Raw genomic sequence first — 19514 nt, 5'->3', positions numbered from 1 at the left:
CTCGACGACGGTGTTGGCGTAGATGAGGAGCTTGCGAGCGCAGGCGATGAGCGCCTCGTTGTGGCCTTGCCGCGGGCTTTCAGGCGCTCGTAGAGCGCGCACAGGGCCTTGTTCCAGCGGAACGAGGCCGGCAGCGCCGCAGCAAACAGCGAGCGACGCAGGCGGCTTCGACCACCTGCAATGTGGCGCTGCCCCCTATGCTTGCCGCTGTCATCGTCGAACGGCGCAAGGCCGGCAAGAGCTGCCGCCTTCTCCCGGCTGATTTGGCCGAGCTCAGGCATGCGGATGATCAGCGCCAGCGCAGTCCGCTCGCCGATGCCGGGGACGCTGAGCACCAGATCGAGGCGCCGCGCCAGATCCGGATGGTCGCGCAGTTGGCCCGCGATTCGTAGGAGTTCGGTGGCTCGGCGCGCCTTCAGCCGATCGATGTCGTTGAGGACCAGACGCCGCCGTCGTGGCTCGTCGATATGTTCGAGCCGAGTCTTGAGGCGGACCATGTCTTCCTCGATCTGTTCGACGAAGGTCAGGTGATCTGCCAGCTCCGTGAGCCTTGGATCCGCGTCGACAGATGGAGGATCGAGCACCGCCGCGCAGGCGGCGACCAGCACGGCATCCAGGGCGTCGTTCTTGGCGCGCCGCAGATGCAGCCTGGCAAAGTTCTTGACCTGGATCGGCTGCAGCACCAGCACGACGAAGCCTTTGGTGCGCAAATGCGTAACCACGCCACGTTCATAACCACCGGTGGCCTCGATACCGACTTTGGTGACGCCTGCCTTACCGAGATCGGCCGCCAACTGCCGCCATCCCGCCGCTACGTTGGGCACCTGCCATCGCTGCTCCCGGCCATGCACCGCAATGTCGAGCTTGTCTTTGGCCGTATCGATGCCGGCCGTTTCCGTGTTATTGTTCGTCATCTTCGTCGACCCCTGCCTTGTGAAGCGAACCAACTTGTTCCGGCAACCATCCGGGTCCGATGAAGGAGCTGGCGCGATCCCGCTACGGGGCAGTCTCAGACGACTCAGGGCGGATACGGTCCGATCGCCAGCCGCTCTGCCGCGGATGGCCGTCCGCGGCAGAGCATTCCTCTCGGAACGAGCTGACAATATCCCGATTTGCTATTACAAGGGCGGATTGGCCGAAGGCGTAATCCGCCGCCTACCGGTCGGGCTTGGCGGCGGGTTACGGCGCAAGGGCGCCTAACCCGCCCTACGCCCGAGTCGCCCAGTCCCCGAGCGCCGCCTGCACCAGCGCCAGGGCCGCGACTGCCGCGGTGTCGGCCCGCATGATGCGGGGGCCGAGCGCCAGCCGCAGAATGCTCGGCTGGCGCAGCAGCAAAGCGCGCTCTTCCTCGGCAAAGCCGCCTTCCGGGCCGATCAGCACGTCCATGCCGGCGGCAGCCGCGTCGCGGGCTCCGGCCAGCGCGAGCATTGGATCGGCCACGTCCGCCGCTTCGTCGCAGAAGATCAGCAGCCGGGCGCTATTGCGGGTGTCGAGATATTTTACCAGCGCCAGCGGTTCGGCGACCCCGGCAACGCTGAGAATGCCGCATTGTTCGGCCGCTTCGACCACGTTGGCGCGCATTCGCTCGGTATTGACGCGGCTGGCCTGTGTGTAGCGCGTCATCACCGGCTGCAGGGCGGCGGCGCCCATCTCGATCGCCTTCTGCACCATGTAGTCGAGCCTCGCGTGCTTCAGCGGCGCGAACACGTAAGTGACGTCGGGCAGAGCGTCCTGCGGCCTTGTGCGTGCCAGCAGCACCAGCCGGTCCGGGCGCTTGCCGCCGGCAATCGCCGCCTGCCACTCGCCGTCGCGGCCGTTGAACACCAGCACCGAGGCGCCGGCTTCGAGCCGCAACACGTTGCCGAGATAGTTGCTCTGGTTGCGGTCCAGCGCCAGCGTGGCGTCGGCCGAAAGCGGCGCATCGACGAACAGGCGGGGACTGCGGAAATCGGCTGACGGCATCAATTCGGGTTCCATTGCGCGGTGGGCCTCACCAGGCCCGCGACGATTTAGCAGCGATTTTCGTCGTTTACGCCGTGCTGTCGCCAGAATCCACGGGTTGTTAAGGGCTGGCAGGAATCGTAGAAAGCCCTGAATCGGGATGGCAGCATCCCAGCGCGTGGGGAAGCCGAACCCGCCGGAGGAATGACCGTGAACATCCGTCGTTTGATTGTGCCGCTGAGCCTGGCGTTGTTCGCCGTGCAGGCGACCCTGGTTCATGCCCAGGGCGCGTTTCCAGCACCCTTGCCGTCCGGCGCTGCCGCGCCGGCCAGCGCGTCGCCGTTTCCGCCCGTCAACGGCGCGCCCAGTTCTTCGTCGTTTCCGCCGGTCAATGGTGCTGCGCCCAGCCCGTTTCCGTCGAATGGCGCTGCGCCGATGGGCGGCGGTGGCGCTTTCGGCGCGCCGCAGCAGGCAGGCCCCCCCGGCGGCGAAGATTGCATGAAGGGCTTCCTGCCGCTGCGCCAGGACGCCGAAAAGCGCGGCTCCGCCATCAAGGCCGCCAGCGAGCGCAAGGCGCCGCCGGACGAGGCCTGCAAGCTGATCTCCGCCTTCTCGCAGAGCGAGATCCGGATGATCAAATATATCGAGGCCAACGCGCAGAAATGCGGCATCCCGCCGTCGGTCAGCGAGCAGATGAAGACCGGCCACAAGAACACCGAAGGCATGCGGGCCAAGGTCTGCAATGTCGCCCAGCAGCAGCAGCGGCAGGGTCCTGCGGCGCCTCGGCTCAGCGACGTGCTGGGCTCCTCGGCCGCCTTGCCCGAAGCCAATACCGCGAAGAAGAGCGGCGGAACGACCTTCGACACGCTGAACGGCAACGTGCTGACCCGATGATGGCCGGGCGATGAGCGACGCTGCCGCCCGCGTTGCGGATGCGACCGGCAACTGGGTCGATCGCAGCGCGCCGCTGTGGTCGCGCCCCTATCTGCGGCTGGCTAGGTTCGACCGCCCGATCGGCTCCTGGCTGCTCTTGATGCCATGCTGGTGGTCGGCGGCGCTGGCTGCCGGCGTCGCGCAAGACCTGCATCAACTGCCGTGGTCGGTCGCACTGTTCTTCGTCGGCGCCTTCGTGATGCGCGGCGCCGGCTGCACCTGGAACGACATCACCGACCGCGACCTCGATGCGAAGGTCGAGCGAACGCGCTCGCGGCCGATCCCGGCCGGGCAGGTCAGCGTCAGGCAGGCTTTGGTATTTCTGGTGCTGCAGGCGCTGGTCGGGCTCGTCGTGCTCGTGCAGTTCAACGGCTTCGCGACTCTCACCGGCATTGCCTCGCTCGGCATCGTCGCCGCCTATCCCTTCATGAAGCGCATCACCTACTGGCCGCAGATCGTGCTCGGCCTGGCGTTCTCGTGGGGAGCGCTGATGGGCTTTGCCGTGCAGTTCGGCGGGCTCGATCCGGCGGCCTTCCTGCTTTACGCCGGCTCGATCTCCTGGGTGATCGGCTACGACACGATCTACGCCCATCAGGACACCGAAGACGACGCGCTGATCGGCATCAAATCGACGGCGCTGTTGTTCGGCGCCCGCACGCAGGCCGCGCTGCTGGCGTTCTATGGACTGGCCGTGCTGCTGATCGGCGCCGCGCTGGTGTCGGCCGGTGCGCAGTGGCCGGCGTGGCTGGGGCTCGCGGCGTTTGCCGCGCATCTGGTGTGGCAGACTATGCGCGTCGATATCCGCGATTCCGCGCTGTGCCTGCGCATCTTCAAATCCAACCGCGACGCGGGGCTGCTGCTGTTCGCAGCGTTGCTGATCGATGCGGTGATGCGGGCGGGGTAAGGGCGAGAGAGTATCAACCTCTCCACGTGTCGTCCCTGCGAACGCAGGGACCCATACCCTCCGAAATCGTTGTGTAGTAAGGTGATCTCAACGATCACCTCGGCAGCGCGCCATGTATTACGTGTATATCCTCGCCAGCGGCCGCAACGGAACGCTATACATCGGCGTCACCAATTCGCTGCAGAAGCGACTTGAACAGCACCGGGCCGGAATCGGATCGGAGTTCGTCAAGAAGTACGGAGTGTACCGGCTCGTTTATGTCGAATCTTATGATCGCACCTACGAAGCCATCTACAGCGAAAAGCAGCTCAAATGCTGGAAGCGCGACTGGAAGATCGAACTGATCGAACGCGACAACCCGGAATGGAGCGATCTCAGCGATCTGATCATGTGAGGGGAATCTCAAGCCCATCAGCCCGTCGTCCCTGCGAACGCAGGGACCCATACACACCGTCAGAATGATTGAAACTCGATAGATGCGAGCTCGAATTGCGGCTTCGGAGGTTATGGGTCCCTGCGTTCGCAGGGACGACTCGTGGAGGGGCTATGTGAAAGAACCGAGATCAATCCCGCGCGATGATCTCGCGTTCGCCGTGATACACGCCGGCGTCGCCGAGCATCGCTCCCGCACGCCGTCGTACCAGAAACTTCGGACGTCGTCCGCGCACCGCGTTGTGGCGGCGGCGGCGCTGGGCCGGTTCGCGGACCTTTTCTTCCGGCAATTGCGGCAGCCCGAAAACCGCGCTCCACATCTGCCAGGCCGTGTCGATTTCGACGCGGTCGGAACTGACGCACAACGGGATCGACAATGCGGGATCGCGATGCGCGAGCACCAGCATCTTGGTATCGTCGAGGCCGCGCACGGCGACGCCGAGGAAGTCGCTGACGCGCACGTTGATCGCCATCCGCATGCCGCGCAACGCGCGGTGCAGCACGACGCGTTCGCGATGCAGTTCGATGTGCCGGACGCTGCCATCCGCACGTTGATCGTGCGCATCGAAGCGGACCGGTAGCGAGTGGGGGTCGAGCCGCAATGGGCGGCTCGACCCGTGGTGGGAATCCCCTTGGGGAATGATCCCGTCTTTGACTGCTGTTTGATGCCTCAAGATTTTATCTCCCCGCCGAAATTATGCTTCCGGTCGATGGGGAGAGCTTGCCAGACCGCGCACGGAAAGCGCTTAAAAAGGCTGGTTAATTGAATCCGTCCCGCCCTGCATTCGCCCGCATGATTGACGAAAGCCTGAGGGACATGATTGACGAGTCGTTGCGGTAATACCGGAAATTCGTTGGCTTTATCCGCGCCGCATGCTTGAAGTCGCTGTCCGACAGGCACATCTTGGCATCAGCCATCCTCCGCCGCCGCGCCCTGAACCACCCCCTCAAAACGTCGGGAATTTGTTCGTGATCTCTTCACCATCCACGCTGTCGACCTCGCCCAACGCCGACCTGCTCGACCAGACCGCATTGTCCACGCTGGCGCATCGCCTCGTCGAGGCGGCCAAAAAGGCCGGCGCCGATGCCGCGGACGCGGTCGCGGTGCGCGGCGTCTCGCACGGCGTCGAGGTGCGCGATGGCAAGGTGGAATCCTCGGAGCGTTCCGAAGGCGACGATGTCGGGCTGCGCGTCTTCGTCGGTCGCCGTCAGGCGGTTGTGTCGACCAATGACGTGTCCGGCGACAATGTCGCTGTTCTCGCCGAGCGTGCGGTGGCAATGGCGCGCGTGGCGCCCGACGATCAATATGTCGGTCTTGCCGATCCCGAACTTTTGGCTCGCGATTTTCCTAAGCTCGATCTGCTCGATCCGGTCACGCCGTCGGTGAAAGAACTCGAGCGCCGCGCGGTCGAGGCCGAACAGGCCGCGCTTGCCGTCCACGGCGTCAGCAAGTCGTCGGGCGCCTCCGCCTCGACCGGCATCGGCGGCATGGTGCTGGTGACCTCGACAGGCTTCCACGGCGCCTATCTGCGCTCGAGCCAGAGCATCTCGATGACGGCGATCACCGGCGACGGCACCAACATGGAGCGCGACTACGCCTATTCGTCGGCGCTGCATGCGTCCGATCTGGAGTCGCCGGCGTCGGTCGGCAAGCTGGCCGGCGAGCGCACCGTGGCGCGCGCCAATCCGCGCAAGGTCGCGAGTTGCAAGGTGCCGGTGGTGTTCGATCCCCGCGTTTCGAACACGCTGGTCGGCCACATCGTCGGCGCGGCGAACGGCGCGTCGATCGCGCGCAAGACGAGCTTTCTCAAGGACAGCCTCGGCAAGCAATTGTTCAGCAGCAACATCCGTATCATCGACGATCCCCTGCGCGTGCGCGGCCTGCGCTCGCAATCGTTCGATGCCGAAGGCGTCGCGGTGAAGAAGACTGCGATCATCGACGAGGGCGTGCTGACGACCTGGCTGCTGGACTGTGCCACCGCACGCGAACTCGGCATGGCTACCACCGGCCACGCCCATCGCGGCGTGTCGTCGTCGCCGTCGCCCGGCGCCTATAATCTGCATATGGAGGCGGGCGATCCTTCGCCGGAAGAACTGATCGCCGACATCAAGGAAGGCTTCTACGTCACCGACCTGATCGGCTCCGGCGTCAATGGCGTGACCGGCGATTACAGCCGCGGCGCCGGCGGGTTCTGGATCGAGAACGGCAAGCTGACCTATGCGGTGAGCGAGATCACCATCGCCGGGCATTTGTTCGATATCTTCAAGTCGCTGCAGCCCGCCAACGATCTGAAATTTACCTACGGGGTCAACGCGCCGACCGTGCGGGTCGAGGGGTTGACGATTGCCGGACGCTGACGCACCACTTCTCACCGACACGCTGACGCGCGATATCGCGCTGCTCAAGGACACCGTGCGCGACGCCGGCGCGCTCGGGCTGTCGCTGTTCCGCACCACGCTGAAAATGTGGACCAAGGGCGAATCCTCGCCGGTCTCGGAAGCCGATATCGCGGTCAATGATTTGATCCAGTCGCGGCTGCAGGCGGCGACGCCGGATTATGGCTGGCTGTCGGAGGAAAGCGCCGACGACGAATCCCGGCTCGGCCGGCGCCTGACCTGGATCATTGACCCGATCGACGGCACCCGTGGCTATCTTGCCGGCCGCGAGGACTGGTGCGTCAGCGTCGCTTTGGTCGAGGATAACCGCCCGCTGCTGGCGGCGGTGTTTGCGCCGTCCACCGATGAATTTTTCTTCGCCGTGCGCGGGCAGGGCACCACACGCAACGACACGCCCGTCGGCGCCAGCAGTGGCATCGGGCTGGATTATCCGCGCATCGCCGGGCCGAAGCCGCTGGTGCAGCGGCTGGCTGGCGGACGGGACATCACGCTGTATCCGCGAATCGGATCGCTGGCGCTGCGGCTATGCTGGGTGGCGAATGGCCGGCTCGACGCCGCCTTTGCCGGCGGCCAGAGCCGCGACTGGGATCTTGCCGCCGCAGATTTGATCGTGCACGAAGCGAATGGTAGGATGAGCGAGCTTTCCGGCGATCCCATTCTCTACAACCGCCAGGAAGTGACGCATGGGTTGCTGGTGGCCGCGGGGGCCGAGCGGCATGCTCATCTGGTTGAGCAGTTTCGGCACCGCTGACGCCGTCATCCGGCGAGCCATTCACATCGATCGGATCCCGGCCGGTCAGTAGCAGGAAACATACCCATGTCGGACGCACCGCAGCCGCAACTGCTTCATCTGGTGATCGGCGGCGAACTGACCGACCTCACGGGCACCACGTTCAAGGATCTGAGCCAGGTCGAGACCGTCGGGTTCTATCCGAACTACGCCTCTGCCTATGTCGCCTGGAAGGCCAAGGCGCAGCAGACCGTGGATAACGCCCACATGCGCTACTTCATCGTCCATTTGCATCGCCTGCTCGATCCCAGCCAAGACACGAAGACGTCCTCTTGAAACGATTGCTTCGAAGCGCGCTGCGCAGCAGCTCTGTTCAGCGCGCCGCGGGCTTTCTCGCGGCCGAATTTCTGCGTCTGGTCTGGAAGACCAACAAGTTTACGCTCGATCCGCCGAATGTTTATGACATGGTCGAACCCGAGATGCCGGTGATCCTGGCGTTCTGGCACGGCCAGCATTTCATGACGCCCTTCATCAAGCGCAAGGATTACAAGGGCCGCGTGCTGATCTCGAAGCACCGCGACGGCGAGTTCAACGCGCTGGCGGCCGAGCGGCTCGGTATCGGTACCGTCCGGGGCTCCGGCGACCATGGCGGCGCGTTTCACCGCAAGGGCGGCGTCGGCGCCTTCAACGAGATGGTACGCACGCTGGCCGACGGCATCAACATGGCACTGACCGCCGACGTGCCGAAGCGCTCGCGCGTGGCCGGGCTCGGCATCATCATGCTGGCGCGCGAAAGCGGGCGGCCGATTATGCCGTTCGCGATGGCCACCAGCCGCTTCATCCAGCTCAAGAACTGGGACCGCACCACCATCAACATGCCGTTCGGCCGCGGCGTGCTGGTCGGTGGCGAGCCGATCAGCGTTCCCGCCAATGCCGACCGCGCCATGATGGAGACGCTGCGCCAGCAATTGGAGGCGACGCTGAACGATGCCACGCGCCGCGCCTATATCGCGGTCGGCCGGCCGGAAGAGGCCCGTGATGGCTAGCTTGCCGGTGACGCTGCGCGTCTATCGCGGACTGTCGATGGCGCTGGCTCCGTTGGCGCCGATGTGGATCAATCGCCGCCTGAAGCAGAACAAGGAAGACCCCGCGCGCAGCGACGAGCGCCGCGGCATCAGCCGCATGGCGCGGCCAGCGGGGCCGCTGGTCTGGATCCATGGCGCCAGCGTCGGCGAGGTGCTGGCGGCGGCCGCCTTGATCGAACGGCTGCGCGGCGCCGGCTTCCGCATCCTTCTGACCTCGGGCACCGTGACCTCGGCTGACATCGTCGCCAGGCGGTTTCCGGCCGATATCATCCACCAATATATTCCCTATGACTCGCCGGCCTTCGTCGCGCGCTTCCTGGCGCACTGGCGGCCCAATCTGGCGCTGTTCATCGAGTCCGATATCTGGCCGAACCTGGTGCTGCAGGCGGCGCATCGCCGGCTGCCGATGGTGCTGATCAACGGCCGGATGTCGCAGCGCTCGTTTCCGCGCTGGCAGAAATTTTCGGTGACGATCGGCGCGCTGCTCGGCCGTTTCGACATCTGTCTGGCGCAGTCCGACACCGACGCCGAACGCTTCGCCGCGCTGGGTTCGCCGAGTGTTCGCGTCACCGGCAACCTCAAGCTCGACGTGCCGGCACCGCCGGTGGACTACGCCAAGCTTGATCGATTGAGAGACGTCACATCCGGCCGCCCGGTGATCGTGGCGTCCTCGACGCATCCCGGCGAGGAGGAAATCCTGCTGGCAACGCATCGCATGCTGGCCGGCCTGTTTCCCGGCCTGCTCACCGTGATCGTGCCGCGCCACGCCCATCGCGGCGAGGCGATCGCCCAGATGATCGCCGCCAGCGGCGCCGAGGTCGCGCTGCGCTCGCGCGACGAAACCCCGACGGCGGCGACTGATATCTATGTCGCCGACACGATGGGCGAACTCGGCCTGTTCTACCGGCTGTCGCCGGTGGTGTTCATGGGCGGCTCACTGGTGCCGCATGGCGGGCAGAACCCGATCGAGGCGGTGAAGCTCGGCGCGTCGATCGTGCACGGCCCGCACGTCTTCAACTTCACCGACGTGTTCGCCGCGCTCGATGCCGCCGGTGGCGCCAGGCAGGCCGCGACACTGGAGCAACTGGTCAAGCAGCTTGGCCAGATGCTCGGCGACAGCGCCGCGCGGCAAGCGTCGATCGACGCCGCCGAACAGGTCGTGGCCCGGCTCGGCGGCGCGCTGGAACGCACGCTGGCGGCGCTCGATCCCTATCTGCTGCAGATGCGGCTGGAGACGGACCATGCGTGAGCCGGCGTTCTGGCAGCCGCCCTCGAGCTGGCTGTCGCGCTTGCTGATGCCGCTTGCTGCGATCTATGGCGAGATCGCCGGCGCCCGGATGGCCCGCAAGGGAATCGTGGTCGGCATTCCCGTGATCTGCGTCGGCAACTATCATGTCGGCGGCGCCGGCAAGACGCCGACCACGCAGGCGTTGGTCGCGCTGTTGCGCGAGCTCGGCGAGGCGCCGGTGGTGCTGAGCCGCGGCTATGGCGGCAGCCTGCGCGGACCGGTCAAGGTCGACGTCAGCCGCCACCAGGCCGCGGAGGTCGGCGACGAGCCGCTGATGATGGCGCGCGATGTGACGGTGGTGATTTCACGCGACCGCGTCGCCGGCGCGGCGCTGGCGCGCTCGACGGGCGCCAGCGTGATCGTGATGGATGACGGCTTCCAGAATCCGGCGGTGGCGAAAGACGCCTCGATCATCGTGATCGACGGCGACCGCGGCCTCGGCAATGGCCGTGGGATGCCGGCCGGTCCGATGCGCGCGCCGCTCGATCTGCAGGTGGCGCGAACCGATGCGCTGGTGATTGTCGGCACGGGCCGCGCGGCGGACGGCGTGGCAAGGCAAGTCGCGGCCAAAGGCGCGCCGGTGTTTCGTGCGCAACTTGCGCCGGACGCGGCATCGCTCAAAGCCTTGCACGGCCGCCGCGTGCTGGCCTTTGCGGGAATCGGCGACCCCGTGCGTTTCTTCCGCACGCTGCGCGGCGCCGGTGTCGATGTCGCAGCGGAGCAGGCGTTTGCCGACCATCATCCCTATACGGCCGATGACATTGCAGCACTGCTGGCACAGGCAAAGCGCGACGCGCTGACGCTGGTGACGACGGAAAAGGACATGGTGAAACTGCGCGGCCTGCCGGGCGCGGAAGGTATCGTGCCATTTGCCGTGACGCTGGCGTTCGATGACGCGGCGGCGTTGCGAATGTTCGTGATGGAACGGCTGAATATCGCGCGCGGGCGAGCTTCAAATCGTAGCCCGGATGGAGCGTAGCGAAATCCGGGGCCGGCCGATCCATTGAAATCCGGCCCGGATTGCGTCGCCGCGCCGCCAGCGACGTGGCGACTTCATCCGGGCTACGGATTCGCGCCTCAGCTGGCCTTCAGCGCCTTGGGATAATGACGCTGCAATACCGCCGTCGGCATCGCATAGGCCTCCTGCAGATCGACGCTCCAGTATTTTAGCTCGTCGAGCGGAATGCGTTCGCCGGTGATGGCGCAATTCACGAAGGTACCAGGCGACACCACGCGAAAATCGCCGTCGAGATATTGCAGCTGCGCCTGGCCGCTGCCGGAGGGGCCGAATTTGTTCAGCACAATGGTATTCCTTAGATCATCCGGCCGCAGCCGGGCAGAGGGTGTCGGTGAATTCCTAGCATAAATGGGGATCCGCCGTCGCCGGTTAAAGGCGGCTAGAACAGCGTGCCCTGATCGACCGGTTTTGTCGTGCGCTTCGGCGCGGCTGGCTTTACCTCCCGGGGCGCCACGGCCGCGCGGTCCATATCTGCGGTGACGCCGACGCGGCCGTCGGCAAACTCCAGGCTGAGGCGGGCGCCGGGGCCGATATTCGCCGCGGCATGCAGCGCGGCGCCGTCGGCGTCGCGCACCAGCGCGAAGCCGCGCGCCAGCACGCTGCGATACGACAAGGCCGCCAGCAACTGCCCGGAGGCCAGCACGCGGGCCTGCTGGCGCTGCACCAATGTGGCCAGCGCGCGACGGGCGCGCTCGCTCAATCGCTGCGCGCGTTCGCGGTCGCGCGCCAGCGCGTTGCGTTGCGCCTGCGCATTGGCAACTTTGGAGGCCTGCAGGCGGATCGACAGCCCGGCAAAGCGATCGCGGCGCTGCCGCAGAGCCGCGCGCGACGCCAGCGTCAGCCGCTCGCCGGACACTGTGAAGCGATGCGTAGCCTGCGCGATCTGGCCGCGCAGCACGCGCAGCGTGAGACCTGCAGAAGCCTGCGCGAAGCGGCGGTGATGCGAACTCGTATTGGCCTTCAGCGCGCGCGGCAGCGAGGCGCCGGCGCCGTCCAGGCGTTGCCGCGGGATCGCCAGCAACTCGCTCAAGGATGGCAGCGCGCGGGTGGCAGCGCGCAGCTCGGTGCGGCGGCGTTCCTGGCCGCGCTGCCAGCACAGCATCATGCGGCGCTCATAGGCCGAGATTTCGACGAACAGTTCGGCGCGCACCGGCACCGCCATTTCGGCGGCGGCGGTCGGCGTCGGTGCGCGCTTGTCACTGGCGAAATCGATCAGCGTGATGTCGGTCTCGTGGCCGACCGCGGAGATCAGCGGGATCATGCTTTCGGCGGCGGCGCGGACCACGATCTCCTCGTTGAACGACCACAAATCTTCCAGCGAGCCGCCGCCGCGCGCCACGATCAGGAGGTCGGGGCGGGGGATCTTGCCGCCCTCGGGCAGCGCGTTGAAGCCATGGATGGCCGCGGCGATCTGCTCGGCCGAGCCTTCGCCCTGCACCTTGACCGGCCAAACCAGCACGCGGCGCGGAAAGCGATCGGCGAGGCGGTGGAGAATATCGCGAATGACGGCGCCGGTCGGCGAGGTCACCACGCCGATCACCTCCGGCAGCCACGGCAATAGCTGTTTTCGCGATTCGTCGAACAGGCCTTCGGCTGACAGCTTGCGCTTGCGCTCTTCCATCAAGGCCATCAGCGCGCCGACGCCGGCCGGCTCGATCGATTCGATGACGATCTGGTATTTGGAGGAGCCGGGGTAGGTGGTCAGCTTGCCGGTGGCGATGACCTCGAGGCCCTCTTGCGGCTTGAACCGCATCTTGCCGTGCACGCCTTTCCAGATCACCGCCTCGATCTTGGCGCCCTCGTCCTTCAGCGCGAAATAGCAGTGCCCGGAGGAATGCGCGCCGCGAAAACCGGAGATCTCGCCGCGCACCCGGACATGACCATAGGCGTCCTCCACCGTCCGCTTCAGTGCCGAGGACAGCTCGGTGACGGTGAATTCGGACGAGTTGGACAGGGCAGCGGGGGATCTGGGCATCGAATCTCGGTTCTCTGGAATGCAGCGAAGGTAGGGTTTTTAACGCGGGATTGCCAATCGAAGCTTGTAATTCAGATAACTCTGGATTAAAGAGTTATCTGTAAATTCATGGTGGGAGGCTGGTCATGGTCAGGAAGATCCTTTCCTTCGGTGTTCGCGTCGTTGTCAGGGGGCTGGCCGCAGCCGGGCTCGTTGCGCTTTTACTGGCTGGGCTGATCGCTACGCCGCTGCATCATCCGCCGGAGCTTCCATCCATTTCGGAAGCCCGTAAATTCGTGGACCTGAGCAACCTGCCGGTTCTGCAGCGCTACGCAGGAAGCGATGGCACGGCGCTGGCCTATCGGCATTATCGCCCGGTGCAGGCCTCTACCGACCGCATCGCCATCGTCGTGCACGGCTCGTCGGGGTCCAGCGGCGGCACCATCCACGCCCTGTCGTCGGCCCTGATGGAGCGTGGCGTGCAGACCTACGCGGTGGATATTCGCGGCCACGGCGCATCGGGCACGCGAGGCGACATCGGTTATGTCGGCCAGCTCGAGGACGACCTTGCCAATCTGGTGGCCGTGGTCAGGCAAGACAACCCGACGGCGCCGCTGACGCTGATTGGCCACTCATCCGGGGGCGGCTTTGCGTTGCGGATCGCAGGCTCCGCCATGCAGAACCTGTTCGATCGCACGGTTCTGCTCGCGCCCTATCTGGGTTACGATGCACCGACCAACCAGCCGGACGGCGGCTGGGCGCGCGCGGACGTCCCGCGGATCATCGGATTGCTGGCGCTTGCCAAGCTTGGAATCACCTGCTGCGACCACCTGCCGGTGGTCGCCTTCGCGGTGCCGCCCGGTTCCACGAACAGGCTGGTGGCGACCTACAGCGAAAGACTGCGCAGCAATTTCGGCACCCATCCTGACTTCCGCACCGATCTGGCTGCCGTCAGCAGACCGATCACTCTGTTTTCCGGCAGTGCTGACGAATTGATGGATTCGGGTAGATATGAAGCGGCGATGCGCAGCGTATTGCCGTCCATCAAGGTCAGGCTGCTGCCGAGCATCAATCACATGGGTATCGTCGCCGACGCCCGCGCCGTGTCGGCTATTGCCGACGATGTCGTCAAATCCGAAGTGAGTTCGCGATGAGTATCGACCGCCGCGAGGCTGCCGCCGCGCTGCATGACATCGACGACATCGTCCAGCGCGTCAAACGCTCCCGCAGCTATCAGCTCGCCAGCCTGATGCTCATGCTCTGGGGACCGCTCATCGCGCTGGGTTACGTGGTGTCGTGGTCGTGGCCGCGCTATGCCGGATATGGCTGGGTGCTGATCGACCTCATCGGCGTCGCCGGGTCCCTCGCCATCAGCGCGCGCAATCGCGCCCGGTCCGGCCAACGCGGCTTCGATGGACGGGTACTCGCCGCGCTGGCGATGTTCTTCGGCTTCGGCCTGTTGTGGAGCATCGGCATCGTGCAGTTGACGCCGCGCCAGCTCGGCGCGTTCTGGCCGATCTATTTCATGCTCGTCTACAGCGTCGCGGGGCTATGGCTTGGCGCGGCCTTCGTCGCCATCGGCCTTGGCATCATCGCGCTGACGCTGGTCGGCTATGTCCTCACCGGGCCGTGGTTCGAATTGTGGATGGCGGTGGTGAACGGCGGCGGACTGCTGCTCGGCGGCATCTGGATGCGGCGGAGCTGACATGGCCGGGCTCGACGATATTATTCACCAGCCGCTGCGGCTGCGCATCATGGCCGCGCTGACGGCGCTGCCGGAAGCGCAGGGCATGGATTTCCCCCGGCTGAAGAAGCTCACCGGCGCCACCGACGGCAATCTCGGTGCCCATATCGAGACGCTGTCCAAGGCCGGCTATGTCGATGTCGCCAAGGCCTTCGTCGGCAAGAAACCGCAGACCACGGTGACCGCAACGGTGGCCGGGCGGGGCGCGTTCGCCCGCCATGTTGCCACGTTGCGCGAGATCATCGCCGGGGCGGGGGATTGAACTGTCATTCCGGGGCGCGAGAGCGCAGCTTGAGCGAACCCGGAATCCCGGGGTGGGACGATGAACATGTCCGGATTCCGGGTCTCCGTCAGCCGGCTTCGCCGTCTGCCGCATCCCGGAATGACGGTGTGCTGCGGTTGCGACGTCCACCGCGCGAGGTTAAACCCTGCGCTTATCCGCATCTTCCGGACGGGCTGCATTCATGAACATTCTCCTTCTCGGTTCCGGCGGGCGCGAGCACGCGCTGGCATGGAAGCTCTCGTCGTCGCCACTGGTGACGAAGCTGTGGTGCGCGCCGGGCAATGCCGGCATCGCCGAGGAGGCCGAATGCGTCGCGCTGGATACGGCCGACCATGCCGCGGTGATCGCATTCTGCCGCGATAACGCCGTGGAGTTCGTCGTGGTCGGGCCGGAGGCGCCGCTGGCGGCCGGCATCGTCGACGATCTCGCGGCCGCCGGCATCAAGGCGTTCGGGCCGAGCAGGGCTGCGGCCCGGCTGGAAGGCTCCAAGGGCTTCACCAAGGACCTCTGCCAGGCCAACGACATCCCGACCGCCGCCTATCAGCGCTTCACCGATGCGGACAAGGCCAAGGCCTATATAAGCGAGCAGGGCGCCCCGATCGTCATCAAGGCCGATGGCCTCGCCGCCGGCAAGGGCGTGGTCGTCGCCGAAACGTTGAAGGACGCGCTCGACGCCATCGACATGATGCTGTCGGGCGGGTTCGGCGAGGCGGGTGCAGAGGCCGTGGTCGAGGAATTTCTGGTCGGCGAGGAGGCCTCGTTCTTCGTGCTGTGCGACGGCGAGCACGCGCTGGCGCTGGCCAGCGCGCAGGACCACAAGCGCGCATATGACGGCGACAACGGCCCCAATACCGGCGGCATGGGCGCCTATTCGCCCGCACCCGTTATGACGGAGGCGATGTGCCAGCGTGCGATGGACGAGATCATTTACCCGACGCTGCGGGCGATGAGCGCGATGGGCGCGCCCTATAAAGGCGTGCTGTTCGCCGGTCTGATGATCACCGAGGATGGCCCGAAGCTGATCGAATATAATTGCCGGTTCGGCGATCCCGAGACCCAGGTCCTGATGATCCGCCTGATGTCGGACCTGCTGCCGGCGCTGATCGCCTCTGCCGATGGCCAGCTCAAGAATTTCGACCTGCGCTGGTTTCCCGATCCGGCGCTGACCGTGGTGATGGCCGCGAAGGGCTATCCCGGGTCTTACGAGAAAGGCACCCGCATCGCCGGCCTCGATCGTGCGGCGAAGATCGAGGGCGTCGAGATTTTCCACGCGGGCACCAAGGCCTCCGGTGACTGGATTCTGTCCAATGGCGGTCGCGTGCTCAACGTCACGGCATCCGGCAAGAGTGTCGCCGAGGCGCAGCGCCGCGCCTATGAGGCGATCGGGTTGATCAACTGGCCCGAAGGCTTCTGCCGCCGCGACATCGGCTGGCAGGCAGTGGCGCGGGAACGTGCAAAAAGGTAGCTTGACACCAAAGTTAAGGCACTAAGTCTACTAACAACCTGAGATGAGGAACCGCACGGCGAGCCGCACATTGGTAGTACTGGAGACAATGATGACCCAGTATTATTTCGACGTGAAGAACGGCATTACCAAGCGCGACCATCGTGGACTTGATCTGAAGAGCGACCTCGAAGCCGTTGCCCAGGCCAAGCGTATTGCCGAAGAGATCGCGGCCAAGCCGGATCAGCATACCCGCCGAGTGTGTATCGTCCGCGAGGATGGCCATGAAGTCATGCAGGTGGACGTACCCGCCGAGAACGAGGCGACGTTAGCGCCGCGCCTGAAAAAACGCTCGTAGCAGGCTCGCCGCCTCGCTTTCGCCAACTGCGGAATAAACCTCCGGCGCGTGGTGGCAGGTCGGCTGCGCAAAGAACCGCACGCCGGAATCGACGCCGCCGCCTTTCGGATCGGCGGCGCCGAAATACAGCCGCCTGATCCGCGCGAACGAAATGGCGCCGGCGCACATCGTGCACGGCTCCAGCGTGACGTAGAGGTCGCAACCATCGAGGCGCTGGTTGCCAAGCCGGCCCGCGGCCTGGCGGATCGCCAGGATTTCGGCATGGGCGGTCGGGTCATTGTCGCGGATGGTGCGGTTGGCCGCGGTCGCGATTACCTCGTTGTTCCGGACGATAACGCAGCCGATCGGCACCTCGCCGGCCGTCGCGGCGTCTGCGGCGGCCTGCAGCGCCAGATTCATGAACGAAAATGAGGTCATCTTGTCTTCGGGGGTGAGGCGATCGCCGCCAGTTCCGCTTTTGCTGATCGCACTTTGCGTCGAACTCTGCTAGGGCTGTGCGTTCAGCACGAGTGGATACCGGTTTTTGCGTGAATGCGCCCGAAAATTGAGCGCGCAACTCGTTCCGCCAGCCCTGTTCCGCACTCAACCGCAATTCAGCCTTAAGCTGCAGTGAGACCTTCATGCCCCGCGACAACGATCGAAATAACGGCCCCTCGCGCGGCCGTCCGCCCGGCAAGTCCGGCGGTGGCGCCAGCAAGGGCCGCTCCGGCGCGGCGCGCGGCCCCGAGAAGAAATTCGCCAAGCGCGACGGTACCTACGCGCCGAAGCCGCACGATGCCGGTGCAGCCGGCGAGCGCAAGACCTATGGCGCCAAACCCTATTCCGGCCCGGGCAAGCCCTATGCCGGCAAGCGCGAGGGCGCAGCCCCGCGCCGCGACGACGACCGCGCCCCGCGCCGCGATTATGGCGACGCGCCGCGTCCCGCCCGCAGCTTCGGCGGCGATCGCCCCGAGCGCAGCGGCGGCGACAAGCGCCCGTACCAGTCCCGCGACGGTGGCGGCGAGAAGCGCCCCTATACGCCGCGCGACGGCGGTGGCGAGAAGCGGCCGTATTCGCCGCGCCCTGCGGGTGGCGACAAGCGTCCGTACCAGTCCCGTGACGGTGGCGGTGAGAAGCGCCCCTACACGCCGCGTGACGGCGGTGGCGAAAAGCGCCCCTACACCCCGCGCGAAGGCGGCGGCGAGAAGCGTCCCTATAGCCCGCGTGGCGACCGTCCCACTTTCAACCGCGATGACCGTGCGCCTCGCAGTGATGCCCGGCCGGCCGGCCGTTCCGACGACAGGAAGTTCGGCGAGAAGCGTCCGTACACCCCGCGCGACGGTGGTGGCGAGAAGCGCCCGTACCAGTCCCGCGATGGCGGCGACAAGCGCCCCTATACGCCGCGCGACGGCGGCGACCGGCCGCGCCCTTCTGGCGACCGTCCTTACAGCGCGCGCCCGTCGCGCGACAATGATCGTCCGCGTTCGGACCGCCCGCAGGGCGATCGTCCCTTCAGCGGCGGCTCCAAATTCGGTGGCGACAAGAAGTTTTCCCGTGGCGCGCCGGATCGCGGCGGTCCGCGCAAGACGTTCGGCGACCGGCCCGATCGCGGCGCGGATCGCGGCGAATCCAAGCCGTGGCAGAAGCGCGAGGAGGGTGATCGCAATGCGCGTCCGTCGCGCGACGGCGCCCGTCAATACGAGCGTCCGAAGTTCGAGCGCACCGAGTTTCCCCGCGTGCATGAAGAGCGTCCGCGCTTCGAGCGCGCCAGCGAGGCCCGTCCGAAATTCGACCGGCCGCGCGAGCGCCCGAGCAACGACTTCCACGAACATCCGCGCAACAATTCCGGCCTCGAGCGGCCGCGTCGCGACAACGAGGATGACAGCCGCATCTTCGCCAAGCGCCCCGCTTTCGGCGGCCGCGGCGACTATCGCGAGCGCAAGCCGGAAGAACGCCGTCCGCCGCGCCCGCCGGCCCCGAAGAAGGACGGCGAGCGCGTCGCGAAAGTCGTGTCGCGCGCTGGCCTGTGCTCGCGCCGCGATGCCGAGGACTGGGTCACGCAGGGCCGCGTCGCGGTCAACGGCCGTATCATCAATTCGCCGGCGCTCGACGTCACCACCCGCGACGTCATCACCGTCGATGGCAAGCCGTTGCCCGCACCCGAGCGCACGCGGCTGTTCATGTATCACAAGCCGCGCGGCCTGATGACCACGCATGCCGATCCCGAGGGACGGCCGACCGTGTTCGACCATCTGCCCGAGCATCTGCCGCGGCTGATCTCGATCGGCCGGCTGGATTTCAACACCGAAGGCCTGCTGCTTCTCACCAATGATGGCGGCCTCGCGCGCACGCTCGAACTACCCGACACCGGCTGGCTGCGCCGCTACCGCGTCCGCGCGCATGGCGAAGTCACGCAGTCGCAACTCGATCAGCTCAAGCACGGCGTCGAGGTCGACGGCGTCAAGTACGGCTCGATCGATGCGACGTTGGAACGCGACCAGGGCGCCAATGTCTGGCTGGTGTTCGCAATCCGCGAAGGCAAGAACCGCGAAGTCCGTAACGTGCTGGCGCATCTCGGCCTCGAAGTGAACCGCCTGATCCGGATTTCCTACGGCCCGTTCCAGCTCGGCGAGCTGGAAGAAGGCGGCGTCGAGGAAGTTAAGACCCGCGTGCTGCGCGAGCAGCTCGGCGAGAAGATCGCGGAAGCGTCGGGTGCGGATTTTGCGCGGCAGATTCCCAGCAAGGGCGATCCGTCGGACGATCCGATCATCGTCAAGAAGCCGGAGTTCAAACGCTCGACCACGGAGGACCGCAAGGGCCGCCGTGTGCTGGTGCAGCGCACCGGCTCGGAAGAATCGCGTACTCGCAATGAGGAAGAAGCGTCAGGCTACGGCCCGCCGAAACGCCCGAAGCGCGGCTATCACGGCAAGCGCGACATCACGCCCCGAAAGGACTGAGTTTGCTGTGCTGGGCTTAGCCATGAGCGACGTTCGATCTTTGTGTGACGCGGCGGCAGTAGTGCTC

20 protein-coding genes and 1 pseudogene are annotated in these 19514 nt (G+C 66.0%); 15 read left to right on the top strand and 6 right to left on the bottom strand.

Annotation, left to right across the window (positions count from 1 at the left end; all coding sequences use genetic code 11):
- Positions 1 to 149: 149 nt before the first annotated feature.
- Positions 150 to 914 (bottom strand): annotated as a pseudogene (locus tag FNL56_RS22485) (IS110 family transposase); the annotation flags it as partial.
- A gap of 292 nt (positions 915 to 1206) precedes the next feature.
- On the bottom strand, positions 1207 to 1962 hold the full coding sequence (locus tag FNL56_RS22480; RefSeq protein WP_168203005.1) for a 16S rRNA (uracil(1498)-N(3))-methyltransferase: 756 nt from the start codon (positions 1960 to 1962) through the stop codon (positions 1207 to 1209).
- Positions 1963 to 2145: 183 nt separating this feature from the next.
- On the opposite strand from FNL56_RS22480, the gene FNL56_RS22475 reads away from it, so the two are divergent.
- The 3 genes from FNL56_RS22475 (at position 2146) to FNL56_RS22465 (ending at position 4172) form a co-directional block, all read left to right on the top strand.
- Positions 2146 to 2835: a hypothetical protein gene (locus FNL56_RS22475; protein WP_143575075.1), complete on the top strand. Its 690-nt coding sequence runs from the start codon at positions 2146 to 2148 to the stop codon at positions 2833 to 2835.
- Positions 2836 to 2845: 10 nt separating this feature from the next.
- Positions 2846 to 3778 (top strand): 4-hydroxybenzoate octaprenyltransferase, encoded by a 933-nt coding sequence (gene ubiA, locus FNL56_RS22470; RefSeq protein WP_143575074.1) that lies wholly within the window; start codon positions 2846 to 2848, stop codon positions 3776 to 3778.
- Positions 3779 to 3890: 112 nt separating this feature from the next.
- Positions 3891 to 4172 (top strand): GIY-YIG nuclease family protein, encoded by a 282-nt coding sequence (locus tag FNL56_RS22465; RefSeq protein WP_143575073.1) that lies wholly within the window; start codon positions 3891 to 3893, stop codon positions 4170 to 4172.
- Between the two features lie 169 nt (positions 4173 to 4341).
- Here the strand turns inward: FNL56_RS22465 and FNL56_RS22460 are convergent, their stop codons facing one another.
- A complete protein-coding gene (locus tag FNL56_RS22460) occupies positions 4342 to 4884 on the bottom strand; it encodes a DUF6101 family protein (RefSeq protein WP_441351245.1) in 543 nt (180 codons plus the stop codon).
- 295 nt (positions 4885 to 5179) lie between these two features.
- Between FNL56_RS22460 and FNL56_RS22455 the strand changes: the two genes are divergently transcribed.
- The 6 genes from FNL56_RS22455 to lpxK all read left to right on the top strand — a co-directional run bounded on the left by FNL56_RS22455 (position 5180) and on the right by lpxK (position 10689).
- The gene (locus tag FNL56_RS22455; protein WP_246660757.1) at positions 5180 to 6568 is read left to right on the top strand and encodes a TldD/PmbA family protein; all 1389 of its coding nucleotides are present in this window, start codon (positions 5180 to 5182) and stop codon (positions 6566 to 6568) included.
- A complete protein-coding gene (locus FNL56_RS22450) occupies positions 6555 to 7358 on the top strand; it encodes a 3'(2'),5'-bisphosphate nucleotidase CysQ (protein WP_143575071.1) in 804 nt (267 codons plus the stop codon). Before FNL56_RS22455 ends, FNL56_RS22450 begins: the two co-directional genes overlap by 14 nt.
- A 66-nt stretch (positions 7359 to 7424) precedes the next feature.
- Positions 7425 to 7673 (top strand): DUF4170 domain-containing protein, encoded by a 249-nt coding sequence (locus FNL56_RS22445; protein WP_143575070.1) that lies wholly within the window; start codon positions 7425 to 7427, stop codon positions 7671 to 7673.
- Complete coding sequence (locus FNL56_RS22440) at positions 7670 to 8383, top strand: lysophospholipid acyltransferase family protein (RefSeq protein WP_143575069.1); 714 nt, start codon at positions 7670 to 7672, stop codon at positions 8381 to 8383. The genes FNL56_RS22445 and FNL56_RS22440 overlap by 4 nt, the downstream gene beginning before the upstream one ends.
- Positions 8376 to 9671, top strand: coding sequence for a 3-deoxy-D-manno-octulosonic acid transferase (locus FNL56_RS22435; protein WP_168203004.1), 1296 nt, complete (start codon positions 8376 to 8378; stop codon positions 9669 to 9671). Before FNL56_RS22440 ends, FNL56_RS22435 begins: the two co-directional genes overlap by 8 nt.
- On the top strand, positions 9664 to 10689 hold the full coding sequence (gene lpxK / locus FNL56_RS22430; protein ID WP_143575067.1) for a tetraacyldisaccharide 4'-kinase: 1026 nt from the start codon (positions 9664 to 9666) through the stop codon (positions 10687 to 10689). Before FNL56_RS22435 ends, lpxK begins: the two co-directional genes overlap by 8 nt.
- A gap of 98 nt (positions 10690 to 10787) precedes the next feature.
- On the opposite strand, the gene FNL56_RS22425 is transcribed toward lpxK, so the two are convergent.
- Both FNL56_RS22425 and xseA read right to left on the bottom strand, forming a co-directional pair.
- Positions 10788 to 11012 (bottom strand): DUF2093 domain-containing protein, encoded by a 225-nt coding sequence (locus tag FNL56_RS22425; RefSeq protein WP_143575066.1) that lies wholly within the window; start codon positions 11010 to 11012, stop codon positions 10788 to 10790.
- A gap of 95 nt (positions 11013 to 11107) precedes the next feature.
- Positions 11108 to 12703 carry an exodeoxyribonuclease VII large subunit gene (gene xseA / locus FNL56_RS22420; RefSeq protein ID WP_143575065.1) on the bottom strand — a complete coding sequence of 532 codons (1596 nt, stop codon included), beginning with the start codon at positions 12701 to 12703 and terminating at the stop codon, positions 11108 to 11110.
- Between the two features lie 125 nt (positions 12704 to 12828).
- Here xseA and FNL56_RS22415 point away from each other — a divergent pair, with 125 nt between their 5' ends.
- The 5 genes from FNL56_RS22415 (at position 12829) to FNL56_RS22395 (ending at position 16511) form a co-directional block, all read left to right on the top strand.
- Positions 12829 to 13836: an alpha/beta hydrolase gene (locus tag FNL56_RS22415; protein ID WP_143575064.1), complete on the top strand. Its 1008-nt coding sequence runs from the start codon at positions 12829 to 12831 to the stop codon at positions 13834 to 13836.
- Entirely contained in the window at positions 13833 to 14387 is a 555-nt protein-coding gene (locus FNL56_RS22410; RefSeq protein WP_143575063.1) for a hypothetical protein, read from the top strand. Before FNL56_RS22415 ends, FNL56_RS22410 begins: the two co-directional genes overlap by 4 nt.
- Position 14388: 1 nt before the next feature.
- Positions 14389 to 14688: a winged helix-turn-helix domain-containing protein gene (locus FNL56_RS22405; protein ID WP_143575062.1), complete on the top strand. Its 300-nt coding sequence runs from the start codon at positions 14389 to 14391 to the stop codon at positions 14686 to 14688.
- Between the two features lie 202 nt (positions 14689 to 14890).
- Entirely contained in the window at positions 14891 to 16174 is a 1284-nt protein-coding gene (purD, locus tag FNL56_RS22400) for a phosphoribosylamine--glycine ligase (RefSeq protein ID WP_143575061.1), read from the top strand.
- 91 nt (positions 16175 to 16265) lie between these two features.
- Positions 16266 to 16511 (top strand): DUF6894 family protein, encoded by a 246-nt coding sequence (locus FNL56_RS22395; RefSeq protein WP_143575060.1) that lies wholly within the window; start codon positions 16266 to 16268, stop codon positions 16509 to 16511.
- On the opposite strand, the gene FNL56_RS22390 is transcribed toward FNL56_RS22395, so the two are convergent.
- Positions 16482 to 16928: a nucleoside deaminase gene (locus tag FNL56_RS22390; protein ID WP_143575059.1), complete on the bottom strand. Its 447-nt coding sequence runs from the start codon at positions 16926 to 16928 to the stop codon at positions 16482 to 16484. The genes FNL56_RS22395 and FNL56_RS22390 overlap by 30 nt on opposite strands.
- Before the next feature lie 203 nt (positions 16929 to 17131).
- Between FNL56_RS22390 and FNL56_RS22385 the strand changes: the two genes are divergently transcribed.
- Positions 17132 to 19447 (top strand): pseudouridine synthase, encoded by a 2316-nt coding sequence (locus tag FNL56_RS22385; protein ID WP_143575058.1) that lies wholly within the window; start codon positions 17132 to 17134, stop codon positions 19445 to 19447.
- Positions 19448 to 19514: the final 67 nt, after the last annotated feature.

Source organism: Tardiphaga sp. vice304 (assembly GCF_007018905.1).
In the GTDB taxonomy this organism is placed as follows: domain Bacteria; phylum Pseudomonadota; class Alphaproteobacteria; order Rhizobiales; family Xanthobacteraceae; genus Tardiphaga.
The sequence above is the reverse complement of the archived record's forward strand: the minus strand, read 5'-3'. Positions and strand labels throughout refer to the sequence as shown.